The organism is Parabacteroides sp. merdae-related_45_40, assembly GCF_001915675.1.
The window spans coordinates 29,173-47,747 of record NZ_MNQY01000114.1; the positions used below are offsets into that span (position 1 = coordinate 29,173).

The following is an 18,575-nucleotide window of genomic DNA, read 5'->3' on the forward strand; positions in this document are numbered from 1 at the left end:
ATGAGTAATGTTTATTATGTGGGTTCCGAGCCTCTCTCTTTTGAGGGAATCGAACGGATACTTACTCAAAATATGAAGTTGGAGCTTTCACCCGAGGTGAAGGAGCGCATCCAGCGTTGCCGGGATTACTTGGATCATAAGATCGAGCAGCAAGAGGGGCCTTTGTATGGGATTACTACCGGTTTCGGGTCCTTATGTAATAAGAATATCTCTCCGGACGAATTGAGCACCTTGCAAGAGAACTTGGTGAAAAGTCATGCCTGTAGCGTAGGGGATGAGGTAAGTCCGGTGATCGTCCGTTTGATGATGTTATTGAAGGCGCATGCCCTTTCGTTGGGGCATAGTGGCGTACAGGTGATCACCGTACAACGTATTCTGGACTTTTTCAATAATGACGTGCTTCCGATCGTGTATGATCGTGGCTCTTTAGGCGCTTCCGGTGATTTGGCACCTCTGGCGAATTTGTTCCTGCCTCTGATCGGCGTGGGTGATGTTTATTATAAGGGCCGCAAACGGGAAGCGATCAGCGTATTGGACGAGTTCGCTTGGAAGCCTGTGAAGCTGAAAAGCAAGGAGGGGTTAGCTTTATTGAACGGTACGCAATTTATGAGCGCCAATGGCGTATTCGCCTTGATGCGTGCGTTTAGCCTGTCCAAGAAAGCGGATCTGATCGCCGCTTTATCCTTGGAGGCTTTCGATGGGCGTATCGATCCTTTCATGGATTGTATCCAGCAGATGCGTCCGCATCCCGGACAAATCGAGACCGGGGCCGCTTTTCGACGGCTATTGGAGGGAAGTGAGTTAATCGCCCGGAAAAAGGAACATGTTCAGGACCCGTATTCATTCCGTTGTATCCCTCAAGTGCATGGGGCTACGAAAGACGCTATCAATTATGTGGCGAATGTCCTGCTTACCGAAGTAAATTCCGTGACGGATAACCCGACGATCTTCCCGGAGGAGGATAAGATTATTTCCGGCGGTAATTTCCACGGTCAGCCCTTGGCGATTTCTTATGATTTCTTGGCGATTGCCTTGGCTGAGTTAGGAAATATATCGGAACGTCGTGTCGCTCAATTGATCATGGGTTTGCGGGGATTGCCTGAGTTCTTGGTCGCTAATCCCGGCTTGAACTCCGGTTTCATGATCCCTCAATATGCGGCCGCCAGTATGGTAAGCCAGAATAAGATGTATTGCTATGCGGCGAGCAGCGATTCTATCGTGTCTAGTAATGGACAAGAGGATCATGTGAGTATGGGGGCGAATGCGGCGACGAAATTGTTTAAGATCATGGACAACTTGGATCATATCTTGGCGATCGAGCTGATGAATGCGGCACAAGGAATCGAGTTCCGTCGTCCGGCTAGGACCTCCCCTGTGTTGGAGAAGTTCTTGAAGGATTACCGGAAAGAGGTGCCATTTATCGATGAGGATATTATTATGTACACGGAAATACATCGTACGGTGGCGTTTATTCGTAGGAAAGACTTTGTATATTAATTTTAGGAACACGGAGCACACGGAATACACGGATTTGTTTTGCGATATGTAATATTGATCTGTGCGATGCCGTGTATCCTGTGTGCTCCGTGTTCTTTTTGTATATTCGCCAACTATTACGAATGAAACTAAATGAGCGGATTTAATAATTGAGCCCGAACTGCCACAAAGGGATTACATTCATGTATCCTTGTTCGATATTGTCCTTTACAACGAAGCCGTTCTCTATTCCTTGCAGTTGCTTTTGCTTTTTATTTTTCCCTCCAACTTCGAAAGTATAGTCGGCTATTTGAAAATCCGATATAGGGGAGGTGATGACTTCTTGCTCCACACGTGTTTGATTCAAGAAGAATGTTTCTCTGATGTTCCCGATGTTGGATATTTCCTTCCCCAAATTGTACATAAGAGTAGGATTATCCAGATAAACTTTATCTACTTTGCCTAGCCCTCTGATGCCACCGACTCCATCGCGTAGTTGGGAGATTAATCCGGATTCCTCGAGATAAAGAAAGTAATCGGATAAATTGTTGCGACTCACTCCTAGCATAATCGCTATGCTACTCATATTCGGTTTGAATGGTACGCTTTGGGCAATGATGGTGAGCAATTGCTTTAGTTTTCGTGCTGTTGATATGCTCATTTCTGAATACTGCGGTATATCAACTTCCAACGTCGTGTTTATTACTTGTTGTAAGCGTATATGAAATTGGTCTTCTTTCGAGAACGGATAATACCCTTTCTCTAGATAGGATTGGAAATAGGCATAAGGACGGAATTTCTCGGGGAGTTCTATGCGGTGCTCTACGATATCGGCTAGTGTATGGGTCTGGATCTCTATGTTGTGAAACATATTAAGATATTCGCGAAATGAAAGCCCTTGCATAGAATAGACGATAGCCCGTCGGCTCAGGTCTGCCGATCCCTTGTTGATATCAAGGATGGAGGAACCTGTGAAGAATATCTTTAGATCCGCGTGATAGTCATACATCAGTTTTAGCTCGCGGGCCCAGTCCTTGTATTTATGGATTTCGTCTATAAGAAGATGGGTCCCTCCTCGCTTGACGAAGTCATCAGCTAAATCCACTAAGTGGTGGCTGGAAAAGTACAAATCATCAGCGTTGACGAACAAGGTCGTATTTCTGTTCAGTTTTTCTTTGGCATATTGCAACATCAAAGTAGTTTTCCCAACGCCACGCGGACCTACTAAGCCCAATAGCCGGTTGTTCCAATTAATGCGGTCGAACATATATCGATGGAATGAGGTAGGTGTAGTACGTAACATCGCATCGAAACTTGTTTGTAACTTATCCATATATTATAATGTTTTCGCAAATATACTAATTTGCACTGTGAATAGTGCATTTTTCGTAAAGAATTGCACTACTTGCGGTGCAATTTATGTTATCTTTTCTTGATTCTTGGTTGCGATCACCCGTTCTGTCGGGTGAAGAGCGAGAGCCGGAGCTATATAGCCGTGGATACGATGTATGACTATTCCTTTTTTTGTATATTCGCCAACTATTACGAATGAAACAGTTATTTATATGGAACAAAAGCAAATCTCTACCGTGAAAACTCATGTCGTATGGTTGGACGTTGTTCGCCTGATCGCGATGTTTACTGTTGTTTGCTGTCATTGTACAGACCCGTTTAATTTCTATCCCGGAGATTCTCCGATTATTGGGAATATTAAGTTTTGGGGAGCTGCCTATGGGGCTTTTCTTCGTCCTTGTGTACCTCTGTTCGTTATGATTACGGGAGCCTTGTTGCTACCGGTCCGGGAAGAGACTTCTATTTTCTATAAGAAAAGGATATTGCGTGTATTCTGGCCTTTCTTGATTTGGTCTGTTATTTATAATTTATTTCCTTGGTTTACGGGGCTGCTTGGTTTGAGGCCGGAACTTATTCTTGATTTTTTCCCTTATTCGGGAGAAGAGGTGACTCGTCAATCGTTGAGTGTGTCTTTAGGCTATATCGCCCAGATACCGTTCAATTTCTCATTGTTGGATGTACATATGTGGTATATCTATTTACTGATAGGTTTATATCTTTATTTGCCGATCTTCTCCGCTTGGGTCGAGAAAGTTTCGGATAAGGCGAAATTATGGTTTCTGGCAGGTTGGGGAGCGACTTTGTTTATTCCTTATTATCGGGAATTCGTATCTCCTTACATTTGGGGTGGATGCTCATGGAATGAATTCAGTATGCTTTATTATTTCGCCGGGTTTAACGGTTACTTGCTATTGGGGCATTATCTGAGGAATCATGATTGGTCGTTAGGAAAGATCGTTGGGATAGGCATTCCTATGTTTGTCGTAGGCTATGCCATTACTTTCTTCGGTTTCCGCTATACGACCGCTTTGCCTGCTTACACGGAGGAACAGTTAGAGTTATTCTTTTATTATTGTTCTCCCAATGTGGTGATGATGACGATTCCTATCTTCTTACTGGCGAAGAAGGTAAATGTTAAGTCGGATACGATTAAGCGAATGTTGGCGAACTTAACCATATGCGGTTTCGGTATCTATATGGTACATTATTTCTTTACGGGACCCAGTGTGCTGTTGGCGAGAGCCTTGAATATCCCATTGGGTTTACAGATTCCTGCCGCTTCTGTGGTAGCATTCGCTGTATCTTGGTTGATCGTATTGGGTATCAGGAAGATTTGCGGTAAGAAAGCCAAGTATATTGTGGGCTGAATTTATACGTACGTTCGCATAGGCTGATACGTATATAGGCGTAGGCCCATGCGAGCGTACGTGTAGGACGATACGTATATACGTGCGAGACCACACGTATATACGTATAAATCATCTTTATTTCTTGGTTACAATCACTCGCTCTGTCGGAGCCAGATGCTCGTTGCGATAGTCTATTTGCTTGACTACATTCTCGGCCAATTCTTGGAATGCCTTTCCTGTGATCGAGTCCGGGTTCAACGCTACCGGCTTACCTTGATCTCCTCCTTCGCAGATACTTTGTACGATAGGAATCTGTCCCAGTAACGGCACGTTCAGTTCCTCAGCTAGGCGTTTACAACCTTCCTTTCCGAATATATAATATTTGTTTTCCGGTAATTCCGCAGGGGTAAACCAAGCCATATTCTCGATCAATCCTAAAACAGGGACATTAACCTTATCTCCAGTGAACATGCTGATACCCTTACGAGCGTCCGCTAAAGCAACCTCTTGCGGCGTACTTACCACCACGGCTCCGGTTATCGCTAGTGTTTGTACCATTGTCAAATGGATATCACTCGTTCCGGGAGGTAAATCGATTAAGAAATAATCAAGCTCACCCCAGTTGGCGTCGCCGATCAATTGCTTCAATGCGTTGCTAGCCATTGCTCCACGCCATAGGACTGCGTCGTTTTTATTAACGAAAAAGCCGATGGATAACATCTTGACACCATAATTTTCGGCCGGCTTGATCAGTTCCCTGCCCTCTACCTCTTCCATATAAGGGCGAGCCTCTTCTAGGTTGAACATCTTGGGTTGGGACGGCCCGAATATATCGGCATCCAGCAATCCTACCTTATATCCTTGTAAAGCCAATGCGACAGCTAGATTAGCGGCAACGGTACTTTTACCAACTCCTCCTTTACCGGAAGATACAGCGATAATATTTTTTACTTGCGGTAATAATTTATCCGGTTCCGGGCGAGCTAACTGACGGGCTTTTACCGTGATGTTTCCCTTGATATTCACCTCCGGGCTTACATAGGTTAAGATAGCTGTCTCCGCGGCTTTTACTACGGAGCGGATAAACGGATCATTTGGCTTCTCGAATAATAACGAGAAGGTGACATTCATACCATCGATACGAATGTTGTCTTCTACGAGGCCCATGGAAACGATGTCCTTTCCGGTACCCGGGTAACGAACGTTCTTCAACGCCTCAATAATCAGATTCGGATAGATTGTCATATCTGTTGATTTTTTTAAGTCATTCTTTTATTTACCAGAAGCTAAAGCGCTTCGTTTACTGCGATTAAAGCTACGATAAGGATCTAACTCTATTTCTACGTCAGGTTCCACCAATCGTTCCCTTTCTTCACAAACAAACTTGATGTATTTGATGTTTAATCCACGATCCAGCCATTGTTGCTCGTAATAGGTCTTGATGGATAAGATCTCATCCGCCAGATTGGAATGATATAGGTCGTCTGTACTGAACAAGACGGGATAATGGTTCGCTTTTACCATCTCGCACGTATAGGTATACATAAAGTTACTATCCGTTTTTAAATGGATAATACCATCTCCGGAAAGGATTTCCCGATACATTTTCATGAAACGGGTTCCGGTCAGACGCTTATTGACCTTTTTCATTTGAGGGTCAGGAAATGTGATCCAGATCTCGGCTACTTCGCCCGGAGCGAAGAAATAGGAAATCAATTCGATACTGGTACGTAGGAAAGCCACGTTATTCATCCCGGCTTCCAACGATTCTTTCGCTCCGGTCCACATACGTGCTCCCTTGATATCGACACCAATAAAATTCTTATTTGGGAAAAGCTTTCCCAAACCTACGGTATATTCCCCTTTTCCGCATCCCAATTCCAAGACAATAGGGTGATCGTTCTTGAAAAAACGTTCATGCCACTGTCCTTTCATATCAAACCCTTTTTCTTGTAGGGCGGCGAAAGGGTATTGGAATACGTGCGGATAGCCCGCCATATCGTCAAACTTAGCTAATTTATTCTTTCCCATGTCGCGAAGATAATACTTAAAAAAATGCTTTTTACGTTTTTTCTACTGTTTTAGATAGGGGTTTTTATACGTTGGCGAGTCTTTTGAACATATAGGCTGTCAGAAGTTTTATTTGAAAGTGGAGTTGTAACGAATAAAAAAGGATATGTTGAGAGTATTTTTTAGACGCCCGATATTTAAGAATCCGAGGTTTGTCGGATTTGTTTGGTTTGCGACGGCCCTTGTCGCTTGCTTATTGAAATTACCTGTGGGAAGGACTTATAATAACTTTATGATTTATAGGGCTTCCTTTTTCCATGCGTTAGAGTTGAAAGACCTTTATATATATTATCCGAATGAATACCACGACCGGTTTTTATACGGGATCCCTTTTACGGCTATAATAGCGCCTTTCTCCCTCTTCTCTCCTTATATCGGGATGTTGCTATGGTGTCTCGCGAATAGCTTGCTGCTTTATATGGCTATCCGTAAACTCGGATTGGCGGATTGGAAACAGGCGTTTGTCATTTGGGTATGCTTGAATGAGTTATTTACGTGTGTTCTTATGCAGCAATTTAACATAGCCATAGCCGGCATGATTTTATTCTCGTTTATTTTTATTGAGCGGAAACAGGAGTTTTGGGCGGCGCTAATGATTGTCTTGGGTACGATGACTAAGATTTATGGCATTGTCGGTCTTGCTTTCCTGCTATTCTCAAAACGCCGGATCGCCTTTTTGAAAGGACTTATTTTCTGGGGCATAGTCTTGTATGTTCTTCCGATGTTATATACGTCTCCTCAATATGTGGCAAGTCAATACGTGAAATGGTATGAGGTACTTCTCGATAAGAATGTAGAGAATTTATTTACTCCTTATACAAATATCTCTTTGTTGGGGATGGTTCGTAAGATTTCGGGAGTCAATACGTATAGTGATCTCTGGTTGGTTATCCCCGGGCTACTTTTATTTATTGCTCCTTATTTTAGGATAAATCAATATGATAACCGGCGGTTCCGCATGCATTTTCTTTGCTCTACTCTTTTGTTCATAGTTCTTTTTAGCTCCGGAACAGAGAATAGCGGATATTTGGGAGCCATGATAGCCGTCTGCCTTTGGTATATAGGTACGCCTACCCGTAAGACGACTCCTGGCTTGAATACGGTACTATTCGTTTTCTGTTTTATTCTTACATCCCTTTCTCCAACAGATATATTTCCCTGTTATATCCGGAAAACGTATGTTATTCCTTATGCGTTGAAAGCACTACCTTGTGTGTTGATCTGGTTTAAGATCGTATGGGAGCAATTGACATTGGATTTTTCAGAGCCGCTTCATCGGCCGAAGACTCTCCCGGGTAAAGAGGAGGCGATCGACCTTATCTTGCCTTGTTATAACCCACAAGAAGGCTGGGAACGTTTGATGATCGAGAAACATGCGGAATTGGTAAAGATGCTTAAAGGTCGCTCACTTCGTTTTATCGTCGTGAATGACGCTTCGAAGAGAGGATTTACGAAGGATGCGGTGGGACGTCTTCTGGAGGCTCTCCCTGATACGATGATCGTAAGTTATGATACGAATAAGGGAAAAGGAGCCGCTGTTAGGGCTGGCTTGTCTCATTCCACCTCATCCATTACTTTATATACGGATTATGATTTTCCGTATGAGGCGGATTCTATCTGCCGGATGGTAGAATGGTTGGAATCGGGATATGATGTCGTTATCGCCGTGCGGAATCATACTTATTATACCCATTTAAGTACTCGAAGAAAGATTATGAGTTATGCTTCCCGTATATTGAATTTTACGCTTCTAGGATTAACGCATACGGATGCTCAAGGAGGTTTGAAAGGTTTTAACCAGCGGGGAAAATCGTTTTTGGCCTCAACTCAGGTGAATCGCTTTTTATTTGATACGGAGTTTATTTATAAGGCTTCGCAGGAGTCGGATGTACTTATTAAAGACATGCCCGCTGATTTGCGGGATAACGTTCATCTTCCCAATATGCGTCGTGGAGTCCTTGCGGAAGAATTAAAGAACTTATTTTTAATCGCTTGGAGAGGGTAGGAGGATTACAGGGTTGTTAATAACCCTGTTGAAAACCCTGTGAATAACGGAAAAAGAACAAAAGAAAAAAGAGATACCTATTAATAGGTATCTCTCTCTTTTTGCTCTTCCTCTTGGACTTGAACCAAGGACCCTCTGATTAACAGTCAGATGCTCTAACCAACTGAGCTAAGGAAGAATCAGTTTTTAACTTTTTAATCTCTATATGAAAACTCTTTTCGCTCTTCTTCTTGGACTTGAACCAAGGACCCTCTGATTAACAGTCAGATGCTCTAACCAACTGAGCTAAAGAAGAATGTTTTTCAGTCTTTCCCGATGTCTTTTCGCTCTTCCTCTTGGACTTGAACCAAGGACCCTCTGATTAACAGTCAGATGCTCTAACCAACTGAGCTAAGGAAGAATTTTTCGCTCTTTCAAAGGTTATTCCGTAACCCCTTTCTGAAATTGCACTGCAAAAGTACGGGGTATTTTCGAAATATGCAATATCTTTGCGAAAAAAATTACGAAAAAATGAATACAATAGGTTTAGGAAACGCTTTGGTTGACGTTTTATTGAGGCTTGAAAATGATGATGTCCTATCGGAAATCGGGATACAGAAAGGAGCTATGGATATGATTAACAGGGAACAAATGATCGCTATCCGTACAACTTTAGCCGGCTTGCCACGTACGCAAACCCCGGGAGGATCTGTCTGCAACACGATGCGTTCGATGTCTTCTTTAGGGGCGAATTCCGGTTTTATCGGTAAGATCGGGGATGATTCGATCGGCGGATTTTATGAGGATGCGTTGGAAAAAGCGGGTGTCAGTTCCTATTTTATCAAGACGGACGGACTTACAGGTAGCTGTACGGTGATGATTTCTCCGGATGGGGAACGTACGATGGGGACTTTCCTTGGCCCGGCCCCGACAATAACCCCGGATGAGATCACCGAGGAGATGCTAAGTAAATATCAATGTATTTATATAGAAGGTTACTTGCTCGTAAACGAACCGTTGGTTCGTTCTACGATGGAGAAGGCTAAAAAGTTGGGCTTGAAAGTAGCGCTGGATTTGTCGAACTTCAATATCGTGAATGCTTTTAAAGGAATGCTGGAGGATATCATTCCTAAATATGTGGATATTTTGTTCTCTAATGAGAGTGAGGCTGAGGCTTTTACCGGGCAGAAGGCTGCTGAGGCCGTACATACCTTGTCTGAGTTGGTAGAGGTCTCATTGGTCACTTTGGGAAAGGAAGGTGCCTTGATCGGTAGTCATGGTCAATTTTATTCTGTCCCGGCTGAGGGGGGCAAGCCTGTTGATACGACTGGCGCCGGTGATAACTTCGCCGCCGGATTCTTGTACGGTCAATCCATAGGAGCGTCTTTGGTACAATCCGCACGCATCGGATCGATGTTGGCGGGCTATGTGATCGACGTGGTTGGCCCGGAGATTCCGTATGATAAATGGGAACAAATAAAGTTAAAAGTAAAAGGGATATTGGCTTAGGCGGCGTATTATTCCTTACATTTATGCCGTTAATTAACTAAATATTGTATGTACAGATTGGTTCAACGAAGAGGAATTATAGGTTTATTTTGCTTGCTGTTCGTCGCAAGTAGCGTAGTGCCGGGATGGGCGCAAAAAGATAACCGCTTTGAGGTGAGTAAGAACCTAGACATTTTCAATTCTTTATTGAAAGAAGTAGAGATGTTCTACGTGGATTCAGTGGATGTGGATAAAACCGTTCAGCGGGGAATCGAGGCAATGTTGGCTGGTTTAGATCCTTATACGGAATACTATCCTGAGCAAAAAACGGAGGAATTGAGTCTGATGACGACCGGCGAATACGGAGGTATCGGTTCCTTGATCCGTCAGCGTAACAATGAGGGAGGCGTGATGATTGCCGAGCCTACCGAGGGAATGCCGGCCGATTTAGCGGGTCTGAAGCCGGGCGATCTGATCTTGGCGATCGATACGATCGATGTTTCCAAGGCGACAAACTCCCGGGTCAGCGAGTTATTGAAAGGTGTTCCCAATACGAAGATGGTTTTGACGATCCAACGTCCGGGCGAGAAGAAACCCCGGAAGTTCGAGATTACCCGTAAGCAGATCACGACACCTCAAGTTACTTACTACGGGGTTAAGAATGACAGTATCGGTTATATTTATCTAAAGGCATTTACTATCAAAAGTGCTCAAGAGGTGAAAGAGGCATTCTTGGATTTAAAGAAAAATCATAATATTAAGTCTTTGGTACTGGATTTGCGCGGTAACGGCGGCGGCGTGCTGGAAGGTGCCGTACAAATCGTAGGTATGTTCGTACCGAAAGGCAGCGAGGTGCTTTCAACGAAAGGAAAGATCAAGCAATGGGATCGTACGTACCGAACCTCTACGGAGCCTTTGGATACGGTAATGCCGTTGGCTATATTGATCAATGGAGGTACGGCTTCCGCCGCTGAGATCGTATCGGGATCTTTGCAGGATATGGATCGTGCCGTGTTGGTGGGACAACGTTCGTTTGGTAAGGGGTTGGTGCAAGCTCCTCGTGACCTGCCTTATAATGGGAAAGTGAAAATCACGATGAGTAAATACTATATCCCGAGTGGTCGTTGCATCCAGCAAATCGATTATTCGCACCGGAAAGAGGATGGTAGCGTGGCTGCTATTCCGGATAGCTTGACTTCCGTATTCTATACGTCCAAGAAGCGTCCGGTTCGTGATGGGGGTGGCGTACGTCCGGAGTTTGAGGTGAAGGAGCCGAAAGTGCCTACCATGATGTATTATTTGGCGGCGGATACGGTCTTGTTCGACTTCGTTACGGATTGGGTACAAAAGCATAAGACGATCGCTCCCATCGAGGAATTTACGGTTTCCGATGAGGATTTCGAAGCTTTGAAGCAATACGCCAAGTCCAAGAATTTCACCTATGACCGCCAAAGCGAGAAAGTATTGAAGAACTTGAAAGAAGTGGCTGAGTTTGAGGGGTATCTGGAGGAGGATTCTACTGCGTTCAAGGAATTAGAGGCTAAGCTGACTCCGAATCTGGAAAAAGATTTCGATCGTTTCAAGGATGAGGTGAAACGAGTAATGGCCGCCGAGATCGTAAAACGTTATTATTACCAACGAGGAGAGTTGCAAGAAAGCTTGAAAGATGATCTTGTATTGGAGAAAGCGTTGGAGGTATTGGGCGATCCGGATTTATACAGGCGTACATTGAGCGTGCCGGTTGAGTTGGAAGCGGCCACCAAGGGTACCGAATAGGCGGGTTTCTGCCGATGCCCATTCAAAGGGCCTTACAATGCCCATTCAAGCGAGCTTACGATGCCCATTGTCAGCTCCCTTGAATGGGCATCGTGCTTTTCCCTCTTTCGCCAGTCTGTTTGGGGGCTTTGAAGCGGATATGCAATACGACCAATTCCGAGACGGTTCCCACCCGATAAGGAGGTCCTGCTATACCAATGCCGGAAGATACATAGAATTGCGTAGGTCCTTTCTTATAATATCCGTACGGGCATTCATACACAAGTTTCATCAGTAGGGGATAAGGCCATAACTGCCCGTTATGCGTATGTCCGTGCAGTCCCAAATCCACCCCATTCATATTCATCTCGGCGAACGACCAAGGTTGATGATCCAAAACGATAATCGGTTTGCCGGTATCCACCCCTTCCATTAACGAATGAAGCGATTTTCGTTTCTTATGGATGAAATCATCCCTCCCTATCAAATAAAAAGTTGAGTCCGGTTGGACCACCGAGTCTATTAGTAGCGTACCTCCGGTCTTTTGCAACCAACGATATTTCGCGTTCCGGTTTGCCCGGTATTCATGATTCCCGTAAATGATATATACTCCCAACGGAGCTTTTAATTGTTTTAAATCATCCTCGATGTGGGCGTTTTCCGCAAACCGGGATTCATAATCCATGATATCCCCCGCTAATACCACCATATCCGGATGCTGTGCGTTGCTGAGCGCCACATATTTTTGTACCAAGTCCTTCCCGATAACCTCTCCGATATGTAAGTCGCTCATCATGACAATAGTCAGGCTATCCCGATCCCCCGCGGCTTTGGGCAACGTGATATATACGTTCTTAACAATCGGATTCATTACCGTATGGTATGCGTGAATCATTAAACCGGTAACACCGAATACGATAAGAAAAAACAGGGTTACCTTGGTTTGCTGCCAATGCCCTTTCATCCATTTGGGGAACCATGGCTTGATACGTTGGGAGAGCCTGATCAACTCAAGTACCAAGAGAGATAAAGTGATATAAATGGACGCTATATACCAAGTGTTACAGATGTATTGGATCGTGATTATCACGTTATCAGGTAGTTCATTCCTAAAAATAAATCCGAAAAAATAAAGCGATAGTTCGAGTACGAAAAACAAGATAAAAGGAATCCGGCAACTTTTCTTAGGAGGAAGCGCTTGATATCCTCTCCAGAAAATATACGGATTTAGTAATAGCTGCGCTACGATCGATTGAATAAATACTTTCATCTTTACTCTTTGAATGTAATATTGAACACCACCATCTCGCTGTCCGTTCCGATACGGAAAGGCGGTCCCCACAAAGATAAGCCGGATGAGACATAAATCGTACTATTTCCGATTTTTTTAATCCCGTAACTTAATTCGAACAGATGATCCACGATCCAGTTCATCGGCCATACTTGTCCTCGATGTGTATGTCCGCTAAACTGTAAGTCTACGCCAGCCTCTTCCGTTTTCTCTAAATCGTAGGGTTGATGGTCTAGTAAGATAACAGGTTTGCTTTTATCAAGGTTCGCGGTAAGCTGACCTAAAGTTTTCCGTCCTTTGTTATGCCGGTCGTCCCGTCCTACGAGTTGGATCTGATTGGGCAAGATAGCCACGGAATCCCTTAAAAGTACGATGGGCGTCTGCGCTATGAATTTCTCGCTCTCCTCTATGCCACTGATATACTCATGGTTACCCGGTACCATATAAACGCCTAATGGAGCGTATATCTTGGACAGTTCCTCTTCCATATGCTCGTATCGCAGAGGTGCGACACTGTTGTCTATCAAGTCTCCACCGATAAGAACGATGTCCGGGCGTTGGGCGTTTATCATATCCACATATCCGGCAAGCATCGTCTTGTTGGTAGCGTATCCTAAGTGTATGTCGCTAATGGCTACGACCTTCAGCGACTGTCCATCGGTATCGGCCGGTTTGTTGATAACCATGTTGATAACTCGTGTATCAGGATGTTGGTAATTATAGTTTCCATATCCTAATAAGCTGAGTGTTAAGAATAAGGATAAATAGAATGAGTATTTGAAACGTAGGTGGAAAAGTCGTAAGATATCAAATACCAACAGGGCCAATACCATGTATAAAGTGAACACGAGCCATCCTGTTCCTACTTGAGAAACTGTTTGAGCGAAAGAAGCCGGCATATCTAGGTTCCTGAATAGAAAACTACTGAAGAATGACAAAGCTCCTCCCCAAAAAACAATGGATAACAATACTTTAACTCCGGTAGACTGGCTTTTCAAAGCCTGTTTTCCCTTTAGATAAATATAAATATTCCCTGCAAGATACAGGATTGGAAGTATGATAAAGAACGATAACATTTCTATTAATTTTCCGCGAAGATAATGAAAACTCTTTATGCGGCAAATGGTATGATTTGCGAAAGACTTTTTCTGCTCGATTTTCACCGCATTATGTCCTCTAATTGTAGTGACATAGCGTGCTGCGTCTCTACGTGGATGTAAATACAGGGCAAGTAAGGATGCGTTGTATTCCAAGACAAATTCCAGACAATAAGCAAGCTAATGACATAGGTGTGTAATGTATTGAGAATTAGTGTGTTTAAAACATGGCTATCTTTCTTTCAAAACACGTATGTGTTTCCGGGAAAAGTCGTACGTGTTTTTCAAAAAAGTCGTACGTGTTTTTCCCGAATCATGCGCTAGGGAACAAGAGCGTATAAAGAAATCTACAATAAGCCTCCCTTAATTGCGATGAGGGGAATAGGTCTTTTTTTGTAATATATAGCCAATTCCTTTTACGGCATCTATTGAAAGCGTGGTATCCCTTTCCAATAACTTATGTAAACGTGAGATACTATTATTCAAGCTATCATGAGCTTCTTGACCTTCCCAAATTTCTTGGAAAAGCTTTTCTCTGCTTACCGGTTGATTCAATGGTTCGGATAACTGATAGAGTAACTTGAAATCTTTGGGGCTTAATACCTTTAACAACTCTTGTTTATAGAATAATTGATGTGTGGAAAGTTCCAGCTGATAATCTCCAATAGATATGATATATGTCTTGAATACCGCTTAACGTGTTGGCGTAACAAACCTTGTATCCTTTGCTGGGAAACTCATTTATAGGCTCTACCGCTAAAAATGTTTTTTGGATATTTCTGCTGTCTCAAATCGAAGAGTCTATTTATAACAAGACTTTTTTTACGGTGAAAACAACCTTGATCAAGTTATTATTGGGTTACTATAATCCGGTAGAAGGCGATATCCGGGTGGGTGGAGATGATTTGTGATCTTTCAGCCTTTTATGGTGGCGTGACCAATGTGGCGCAGTGATGCAAGACGGTTATCTGTTCTCAGAGTCGATCGCACGCAATATCGCCGTGGATGACGGTGAGATTGATAAATCTCGCTTGTTATTGGCAGCCCGTATCGCTAATATAGAGGGATTTATCGAGCGTTTACCCTCTTTCCTGATTCGCTGGGGGAATACGATTTTGGTGGTGATCTTTGCGTTGCTGGCTTTGATCTTCGCTTGGAGCGTGTGTTTTTAATGTGACTACTGGCATGCCCCATAAGGAGTAGTGGCGTAAGCCTACGGCAGTAGTGGTGTTGGCTTATGGGACTACTGCCGTGAGGCGATGGGGGTACCCCTGTTATTTAGCGTAACCCACGGGATGATTAATCATTGGGATTTGGGAGTCGGATAGCTTCAACACTTTTTTCAAAGCATCTGCCTCCATGCTACCTCGGGGAACTGTTACCAAGCCGCATCCGGAACAGAACAAGGCGATATTCTGAGAGACCAGCCCGGCATCTAACGCTCCAAAACGCTCTCGTAATTGCGGTGTACCTACATTGCCGAATTTGGAAACATCAGAAACCATCAATAGACAAGCGGGAGCTGAGTTCACGGAGGTTTGCTTTCCTCCGATCAGTGGACGGTGGTCACCTTCCGCTATCGGGTTCAGTTGATGGGCTTTCGGATCATACAGATAAGCACCCTCTTCCATCAATACGTAAACATCCACGTCTTGTTTGTTCAAGGCAGAGGCGGCGGTACGTTTCCCGTCCTTGCGATTGATCCCAATGGCGGCCCACATCAAATCGGAAAGATCTTGTTGGCTGAGTTTCTTGTTGGCGAACTCACGCTCGGAGTGACGATTTGCCAGGGCTTCCATCACCGAAGCGCCTCGGGTCTTGTCGGGAGCGTTCAACTTAATGGCTTTTAAACTTTGGGCTTGCAGACTCGTCAAACCCAACATCAAAGTGGCTAATACACAAAAGATAGTTCTCATGACATTGTATTTTAAAGAATTACGAATGCAAAAATAACAATATATTCGTTTTCTCAAAGATTCCTAGAATTATTGTGCAACCTGTTTTACTTGATGTCCGTCTATATATGAAAAAATACTCTTTTTTCAGACTTCTTTAGAAGAAAAAGGAAATATGAACATTATTAATGACTTTATTTGTACGATGAAATCGTAAATAGTGTAATTTGCAGTAAAATGTATTATTTTTATAGTGATAGATGAACGTATGAAAGAGAAATTATTTACCTTATTTTGGGTACTGTTCCTTGCGCTTCCTCTGTATGCGCAGGCTGATAAAACCGGTTCCTATTCAATTAAGGGACAGGTGTTAGATTCGCTGAGTAACGAGTCCGTACCCTATGCGACGTTGAGAATTGCTTTTGCGAAGACCCCCGAGAAACCGGTCAAGCTTTTAGCGTGTGATGTGGATGGTAAGTTTCAGGCACCATTGAGTAGCGCCGGCAAATATATCATCTCTATGCAATCTATAGGAAAAGCTCCTGCCGAGAAAATATTTACGATCTCGGATAAACAGAGGAACTTGGATTTGGGTAAGTTATATATGCAGGAGGATAACCAGCGGCTGGGGGAAGTGACGGTTACGGCGCAGAAACCTTTGGTGAAGGCTGAGATTGATAAACTTACCTATAGCTTGGAAGATGACCCCGAGGCACAGACCAACAATACGTTGGATATGTTGCGCAAAGTGCCGATGGTAACCGTGGATGGAGATGACCAAATCCAATTGAAAGGTTCCACGAACTTCAAGATCTACATGAATGGTAAACCTTCTAACCTGTTGAGTAATAATCCTGCTGAGGTATTAAAGAGTATGCCGGCCAATTCCGTGAAAAACATAGAGGTGATCACAGACCCGGGCGCTAAGTATGACGCCGAGGGTATCGGTGGTATTATTAATATCATTACAACGAAAAATGCTCTACAAGGATATACTGGTACGGTTCGTGTGAACGGTAGTTCGTTGGGGCGTGTAGGCGGTGGTGGTTATGTATCTCTAAAAGCCGGAAAATTAGGACTTACCGCCAACTATAACTATAATCGGGAGCGGGACCCATGGAATGACGCTAACTCCGTACGGGAAGATTTGCAAAATGACGGGGAACACTTCTTGACACAAAATGGACGTAGAAAGAGCCGTGGACCGTTCCAATTCGGTTATTTGGAGGGAAGTTATGAGATCGACTCTTTGAATCTATTGACCGTTGGCGCGAACTTATTCCGTGGCGAGATGAAAAGTTTCTCGGAGTATAACGTGAATATGCAGGATATCAATCATAATCCGGTCTACAGTTATAACCGTAACTCGGAAACGACAGAGACATTTGGTTCTACGGACGTGAACGTGGATTACCAGCACTCTACCCATAAGAAAGATGAGTTGCTGACGGTCTCTTACCGTTTCAGCCATTCTCCGAATGATAGTAAGGATTATACGGAATTAGAGAATGTCGTGAATTACAATCCTTGGCTCGGCTATCCGCAAAATAATATCAATAAGGCTTCTACGAATGAGCACACCGGACAGGTGGATTATACGACTCCTACATGGAAGGACCAGACCTTGGAGGTTGGCGCGAAATACATATTCCGCCAGAGCCGGAGTAATACAGATCGTACCGCTTTCAACGATTCGCTGAATATATGGGAAGATGTTACTTCCAAGGATAGCCATTTCCGTCATACCCAACATATCTATTCCGCTTATCTGGGCTATTCGATGAAGTTTGATAAGTTTGGCGTGAAAGCGGGTGTCCGTGCGGAAGGAACTTCTTTGGATGTGAAATACGAGATGGCTCCCGATATGAATTTTGACACCCATTATTTCGACGTGGTGCCAAACGCTACGATCTCTTATCAACTGAGCATGGCGCAACAGCTTCGCTTGGGATATAATATGCGTATCCAGCGTCCGGGTATCTGGTATTTGAATCCTTATGTAAACAATGCGGATCCGCAGAATATATCCTTCGGTAACCCGAATCTGGACTCTGAGAAAAGTAATAATATTAACTTGAACTATAGTATGTTCGCCCAGAAATTCAGCATTAACGCGAGCGCTACTTATACGTTCGTGAATAATTCGATCGAGCAATATACCTTTATCGATCCGAAGAACCCGGGTATTTTCCAGACTACTTATGGTAATATAGGAAAGAAACAATCTACGGGCTTGTTCGTATACGCAAATTGGAACCCGGTTCCTTTGTTCCGTATTTATATGAATGGAGGTGTGGATTATACGGATTTGAAGAGCGATATGAATGATATGGCGAACAGTGGTTTCAGCGGACGTATATTCGCCGGTACGCAGTTTAATTTCCCGATGGATTTTCGCTTGAACTTGCATGGAGGATATTTCTCTCCTTGGATTCAGTTGCAGGGTAAACGTTCTCCATTCTATTTTACGGGAATCTCCGTAAATAAGGATTTCTTGAAGAAAAAGCTCTCGGTTCAGTTGTCTTTCCAGAACCCGTTCTGGAAACGAATGAAGATGGAAAACACTTCTTCAGACGATACGTTCTTCCGCCGTGAGACCAATTACCGAACGATGCGCATGTTACAAGTTAGCGTATCCTATCGTTTCGGTACCTTGAAAGATGCTATCAAGAAAGTAAAACGCGGTATCAATAACGATGATGTGAAGAGCGGCGGCTCTGGCGGCGGCGAGCAGCAGATGTAAGTACAGGATTGAACACGGAACACACGGAACACACAGCGATACACTGAGGTCTATAGTATCAGTCCGTGTGTTTC

General features: G+C 43.8%; 13 protein-coding genes, 3 tRNA genes and 1 pseudogene. 7 read left to right on the top strand and 10 right to left on the bottom strand.

The genetic code is table 11. The features are described from left to right. Nucleotides 1-1,497: a histidine ammonia-lyase gene (hutH, locus tag BHV83_RS13970; RefSeq protein ID WP_005859147.1), complete on the top strand. Its 1,497-nt coding sequence runs from the start codon at nt 1-3 to the stop codon at nt 1,495-1,497. Between the two features lie 142 nt (nt 1,498-1,639). On the opposite strand, the gene BHV83_RS13975 is transcribed toward hutH, so the two are convergent. Continuing rightward, nucleotides 1,640-2,809, bottom strand: a complete 1,170-nt coding sequence (locus tag BHV83_RS13975; protein WP_005867817.1) for an ATP-binding protein — start codon at nt 2,807-2,809, stop codon at nt 1,640-1,642. A gap of 232 nt (nt 2,810-3,041) precedes the next feature. On the opposite strand from BHV83_RS13975, the gene BHV83_RS13980 reads away from it, so the two are divergent. Then, a complete protein-coding gene (locus BHV83_RS13980; protein WP_286757642.1) occupies nt 3,042-4,196 on the top strand; it encodes an acyltransferase in 1,155 nt (384 codons plus the stop codon). Between the two features lie 117 nt (nt 4,197-4,313). On the opposite strand, the gene BHV83_RS13985 is transcribed toward BHV83_RS13980, so the two are convergent. Together BHV83_RS13985 and trmB are read right to left on the bottom strand one after the other, a co-directional pair. Beyond that, nucleotides 4,314-5,423 (bottom strand): Mrp/NBP35 family ATP-binding protein, encoded by a 1,110-nt coding sequence (locus BHV83_RS13985; protein ID WP_005859141.1) that lies wholly within the window; start codon nt 5,421-5,423, stop codon nt 4,314-4,316. Between the two features lie 27 nt (nt 5,424-5,450). Then, nucleotides 5,451-6,209: a tRNA (guanosine(46)-N7)-methyltransferase TrmB gene (trmB, locus tag BHV83_RS13990; RefSeq protein WP_005867819.1), complete on the bottom strand. Its 759-nt coding sequence runs from the start codon at nt 6,207-6,209 to the stop codon at nt 5,451-5,453. A gap of 145 nt (nt 6,210-6,354) precedes the next feature. Here trmB and BHV83_RS13995 point away from each other — a divergent pair, with 145 nt between their 5' ends. Next, nucleotides 6,355-8,253 carry a glycosyltransferase 87 family protein gene (locus BHV83_RS13995; RefSeq protein WP_286757644.1) on the top strand — a complete coding sequence of 633 codons (1,899 nt, stop codon included), beginning with the start codon at nt 6,355-6,357 and terminating at the stop codon, nt 8,251-8,253. A 104-nt stretch (nt 8,254-8,357) separates the two neighbouring features. On the opposite strand, the gene BHV83_RS14000 is transcribed toward BHV83_RS13995, so the two are convergent. The 3 genes from BHV83_RS14000 to BHV83_RS14010 form a co-directional block, all read right to left on the bottom strand. After that, a tRNA-Asn gene (locus BHV83_RS14000) sits at nt 8,358-8,431 on the bottom strand. Between the two features lie 43 nt (nt 8,432-8,474). Beyond that, nucleotides 8,475-8,548: transfer RNA gene (locus BHV83_RS14005), tRNA-Asn, on the bottom strand. 31 nt (nt 8,549-8,579) lie between these two features. Then, a tRNA-Asn gene (locus BHV83_RS14010) sits at nt 8,580-8,653 on the bottom strand. A gap of 110 nt (nt 8,654-8,763) precedes the next feature. Between BHV83_RS14010 and BHV83_RS14015 the strand changes: the two genes are divergently transcribed. Together BHV83_RS14015 and BHV83_RS14020 are read left to right on the top strand one after the other, a co-directional pair. After that, nucleotides 8,764-9,741 (top strand): adenosine kinase, encoded by a 978-nt coding sequence (locus tag BHV83_RS14015; RefSeq protein WP_005867821.1) that lies wholly within the window; start codon nt 8,764-8,766, stop codon nt 9,739-9,741. Nucleotides 9,742-9,789: 48 nt separating this feature from the next. Continuing rightward, nucleotides 9,790-11,496 carry a S41 family peptidase gene (locus BHV83_RS14020; RefSeq protein ID WP_005867822.1) on the top strand — a complete coding sequence of 569 codons (1,707 nt, stop codon included), beginning with the start codon at nt 9,790-9,792 and terminating at the stop codon, nt 11,494-11,496. Nucleotides 11,497-11,566: 70 nt separating this feature from the next. On the opposite strand, the gene BHV83_RS14025 is transcribed toward BHV83_RS14020, so the two are convergent. From BHV83_RS14025 to BHV83_RS14035, 3 genes are all read right to left on the bottom strand, one after another. Beyond that, entirely contained in the window at nt 11,567-12,745 is a 1,179-nt protein-coding gene (locus BHV83_RS14025; RefSeq protein ID WP_005867824.1) for a metallophosphoesterase, read from the bottom strand. A 2-nt stretch (nt 12,746-12,747) separates the two neighbouring features. After that, on the bottom strand, nt 12,748-13,842 hold the full coding sequence (locus BHV83_RS14030; protein WP_005867826.1) for a metallophosphoesterase: 1,095 nt from the start codon (nt 13,840-13,842) through the stop codon (nt 12,748-12,750). Nucleotides 13,843-14,226: 384 nt separating this feature from the next. After that, nucleotides 14,227-14,475, bottom strand: a complete 249-nt coding sequence (locus BHV83_RS14035) for a winged helix-turn-helix domain-containing protein (protein WP_353743783.1) — start codon at nt 14,473-14,475, stop codon at nt 14,227-14,229. Nucleotides 14,476-14,693: 218 nt separating this feature from the next. On the opposite strand from BHV83_RS14035, the pseudogene BHV83_RS14040 reads away from it, so the two are divergent. Next, nucleotides 14,694-14,948: pseudogene (locus BHV83_RS14040) on the top strand (ATP-binding cassette domain-containing protein); the annotation flags it as partial. Between the two features lie 189 nt (nt 14,949-15,137). Here BHV83_RS14040 and BHV83_RS14045 read toward each other — a convergent pair. Then, the gene (locus tag BHV83_RS14045; RefSeq protein WP_270645568.1) at nt 15,138-15,779 is read right to left on the bottom strand and encodes a SagB/ThcOx family dehydrogenase; all 642 of its coding nucleotides are present in this window, start codon (nt 15,777-15,779) and stop codon (nt 15,138-15,140) included. A 247-nt stretch (nt 15,780-16,026) separates the two neighbouring features. Here BHV83_RS14045 and BHV83_RS14050 point away from each other — a divergent pair, with 247 nt between their 5' ends. Beyond that, nucleotides 16,027-18,501 carry an outer membrane beta-barrel family protein gene (locus BHV83_RS14050; protein WP_005867832.1) on the top strand — a complete coding sequence of 825 codons (2,475 nt, stop codon included), beginning with the start codon at nt 16,027-16,029 and terminating at the stop codon, nt 18,499-18,501. The last annotated feature ends 74 nt before the right edge of the window (nt 18,502-18,575 follow it).

Excerpts from the sequence above, each read along its gene's own strand:
- BHV83_RS14025 (WP_005867824.1), bottom strand. The coding sequence starts at position 12,745 with ATGAAAGTATTTATTCAATCGATCGTAGCGCAGCTATTACTAAATCCG.
- BHV83_RS14030 (WP_005867826.1), bottom strand. The coding sequence starts at position 13,842 with ATGTTATCGTTCTTTATCATACTTCCAATCCTGTATCTTGCAGGGAAT.
- BHV83_RS14050 (WP_005867832.1), top strand. The coding sequence starts at position 16,027 with ATGAAAGAGAAATTATTTACCTTATTTTGGGTACTGTTCCTTGCGCTT.
- BHV83_RS14020 (WP_005867822.1), top strand. The coding sequence starts at position 9,790 with ATGTACAGATTGGTTCAACGAAGAGGAATTATAGGTTTATTTTGCTTG.
- hutH (WP_005859147.1), top strand. The coding sequence starts at position 1 with ATGAGTAATGTTTATTATGTGGGTTCCGAGCCTCTCTCTTTTGAGGGA.
- BHV83_RS13980 (WP_286757642.1), top strand. The coding sequence starts at position 3,042 with ATGGAACAAAAGCAAATCTCTACCGTGAAAACTCATGTCGTATGGTTG.
- BHV83_RS14015 (WP_005867821.1), top strand. The coding sequence starts at position 8,764 with ATGAATACAATAGGTTTAGGAAACGCTTTGGTTGACGTTTTATTGAGG.
- trmB (WP_005867819.1), bottom strand. The coding sequence starts at position 6,209 with ATGGGAAAGAATAAATTAGCTAAGTTTGACGATATGGCGGGCTATCCG.
- BHV83_RS14045 (WP_270645568.1), bottom strand. The coding sequence starts at position 15,779 with ATGAGAACTATCTTTTGTGTATTAGCCACTTTGATGTTGGGTTTGACG.
- BHV83_RS13995 (WP_286757644.1), top strand. The coding sequence starts at position 6,355 with ATGTTGAGAGTATTTTTTAGACGCCCGATATTTAAGAATCCGAGGTTT.
- BHV83_RS13975 (WP_005867817.1), bottom strand. The coding sequence starts at position 2,809 with ATGGATAAGTTACAAACAAGTTTCGATGCGATGTTACGTACTACACCT.
- BHV83_RS13985 (WP_005859141.1), bottom strand. The coding sequence starts at position 5,423 with ATGACAATCTATCCGAATCTGATTATTGAGGCGTTGAAGAACGTTCGT.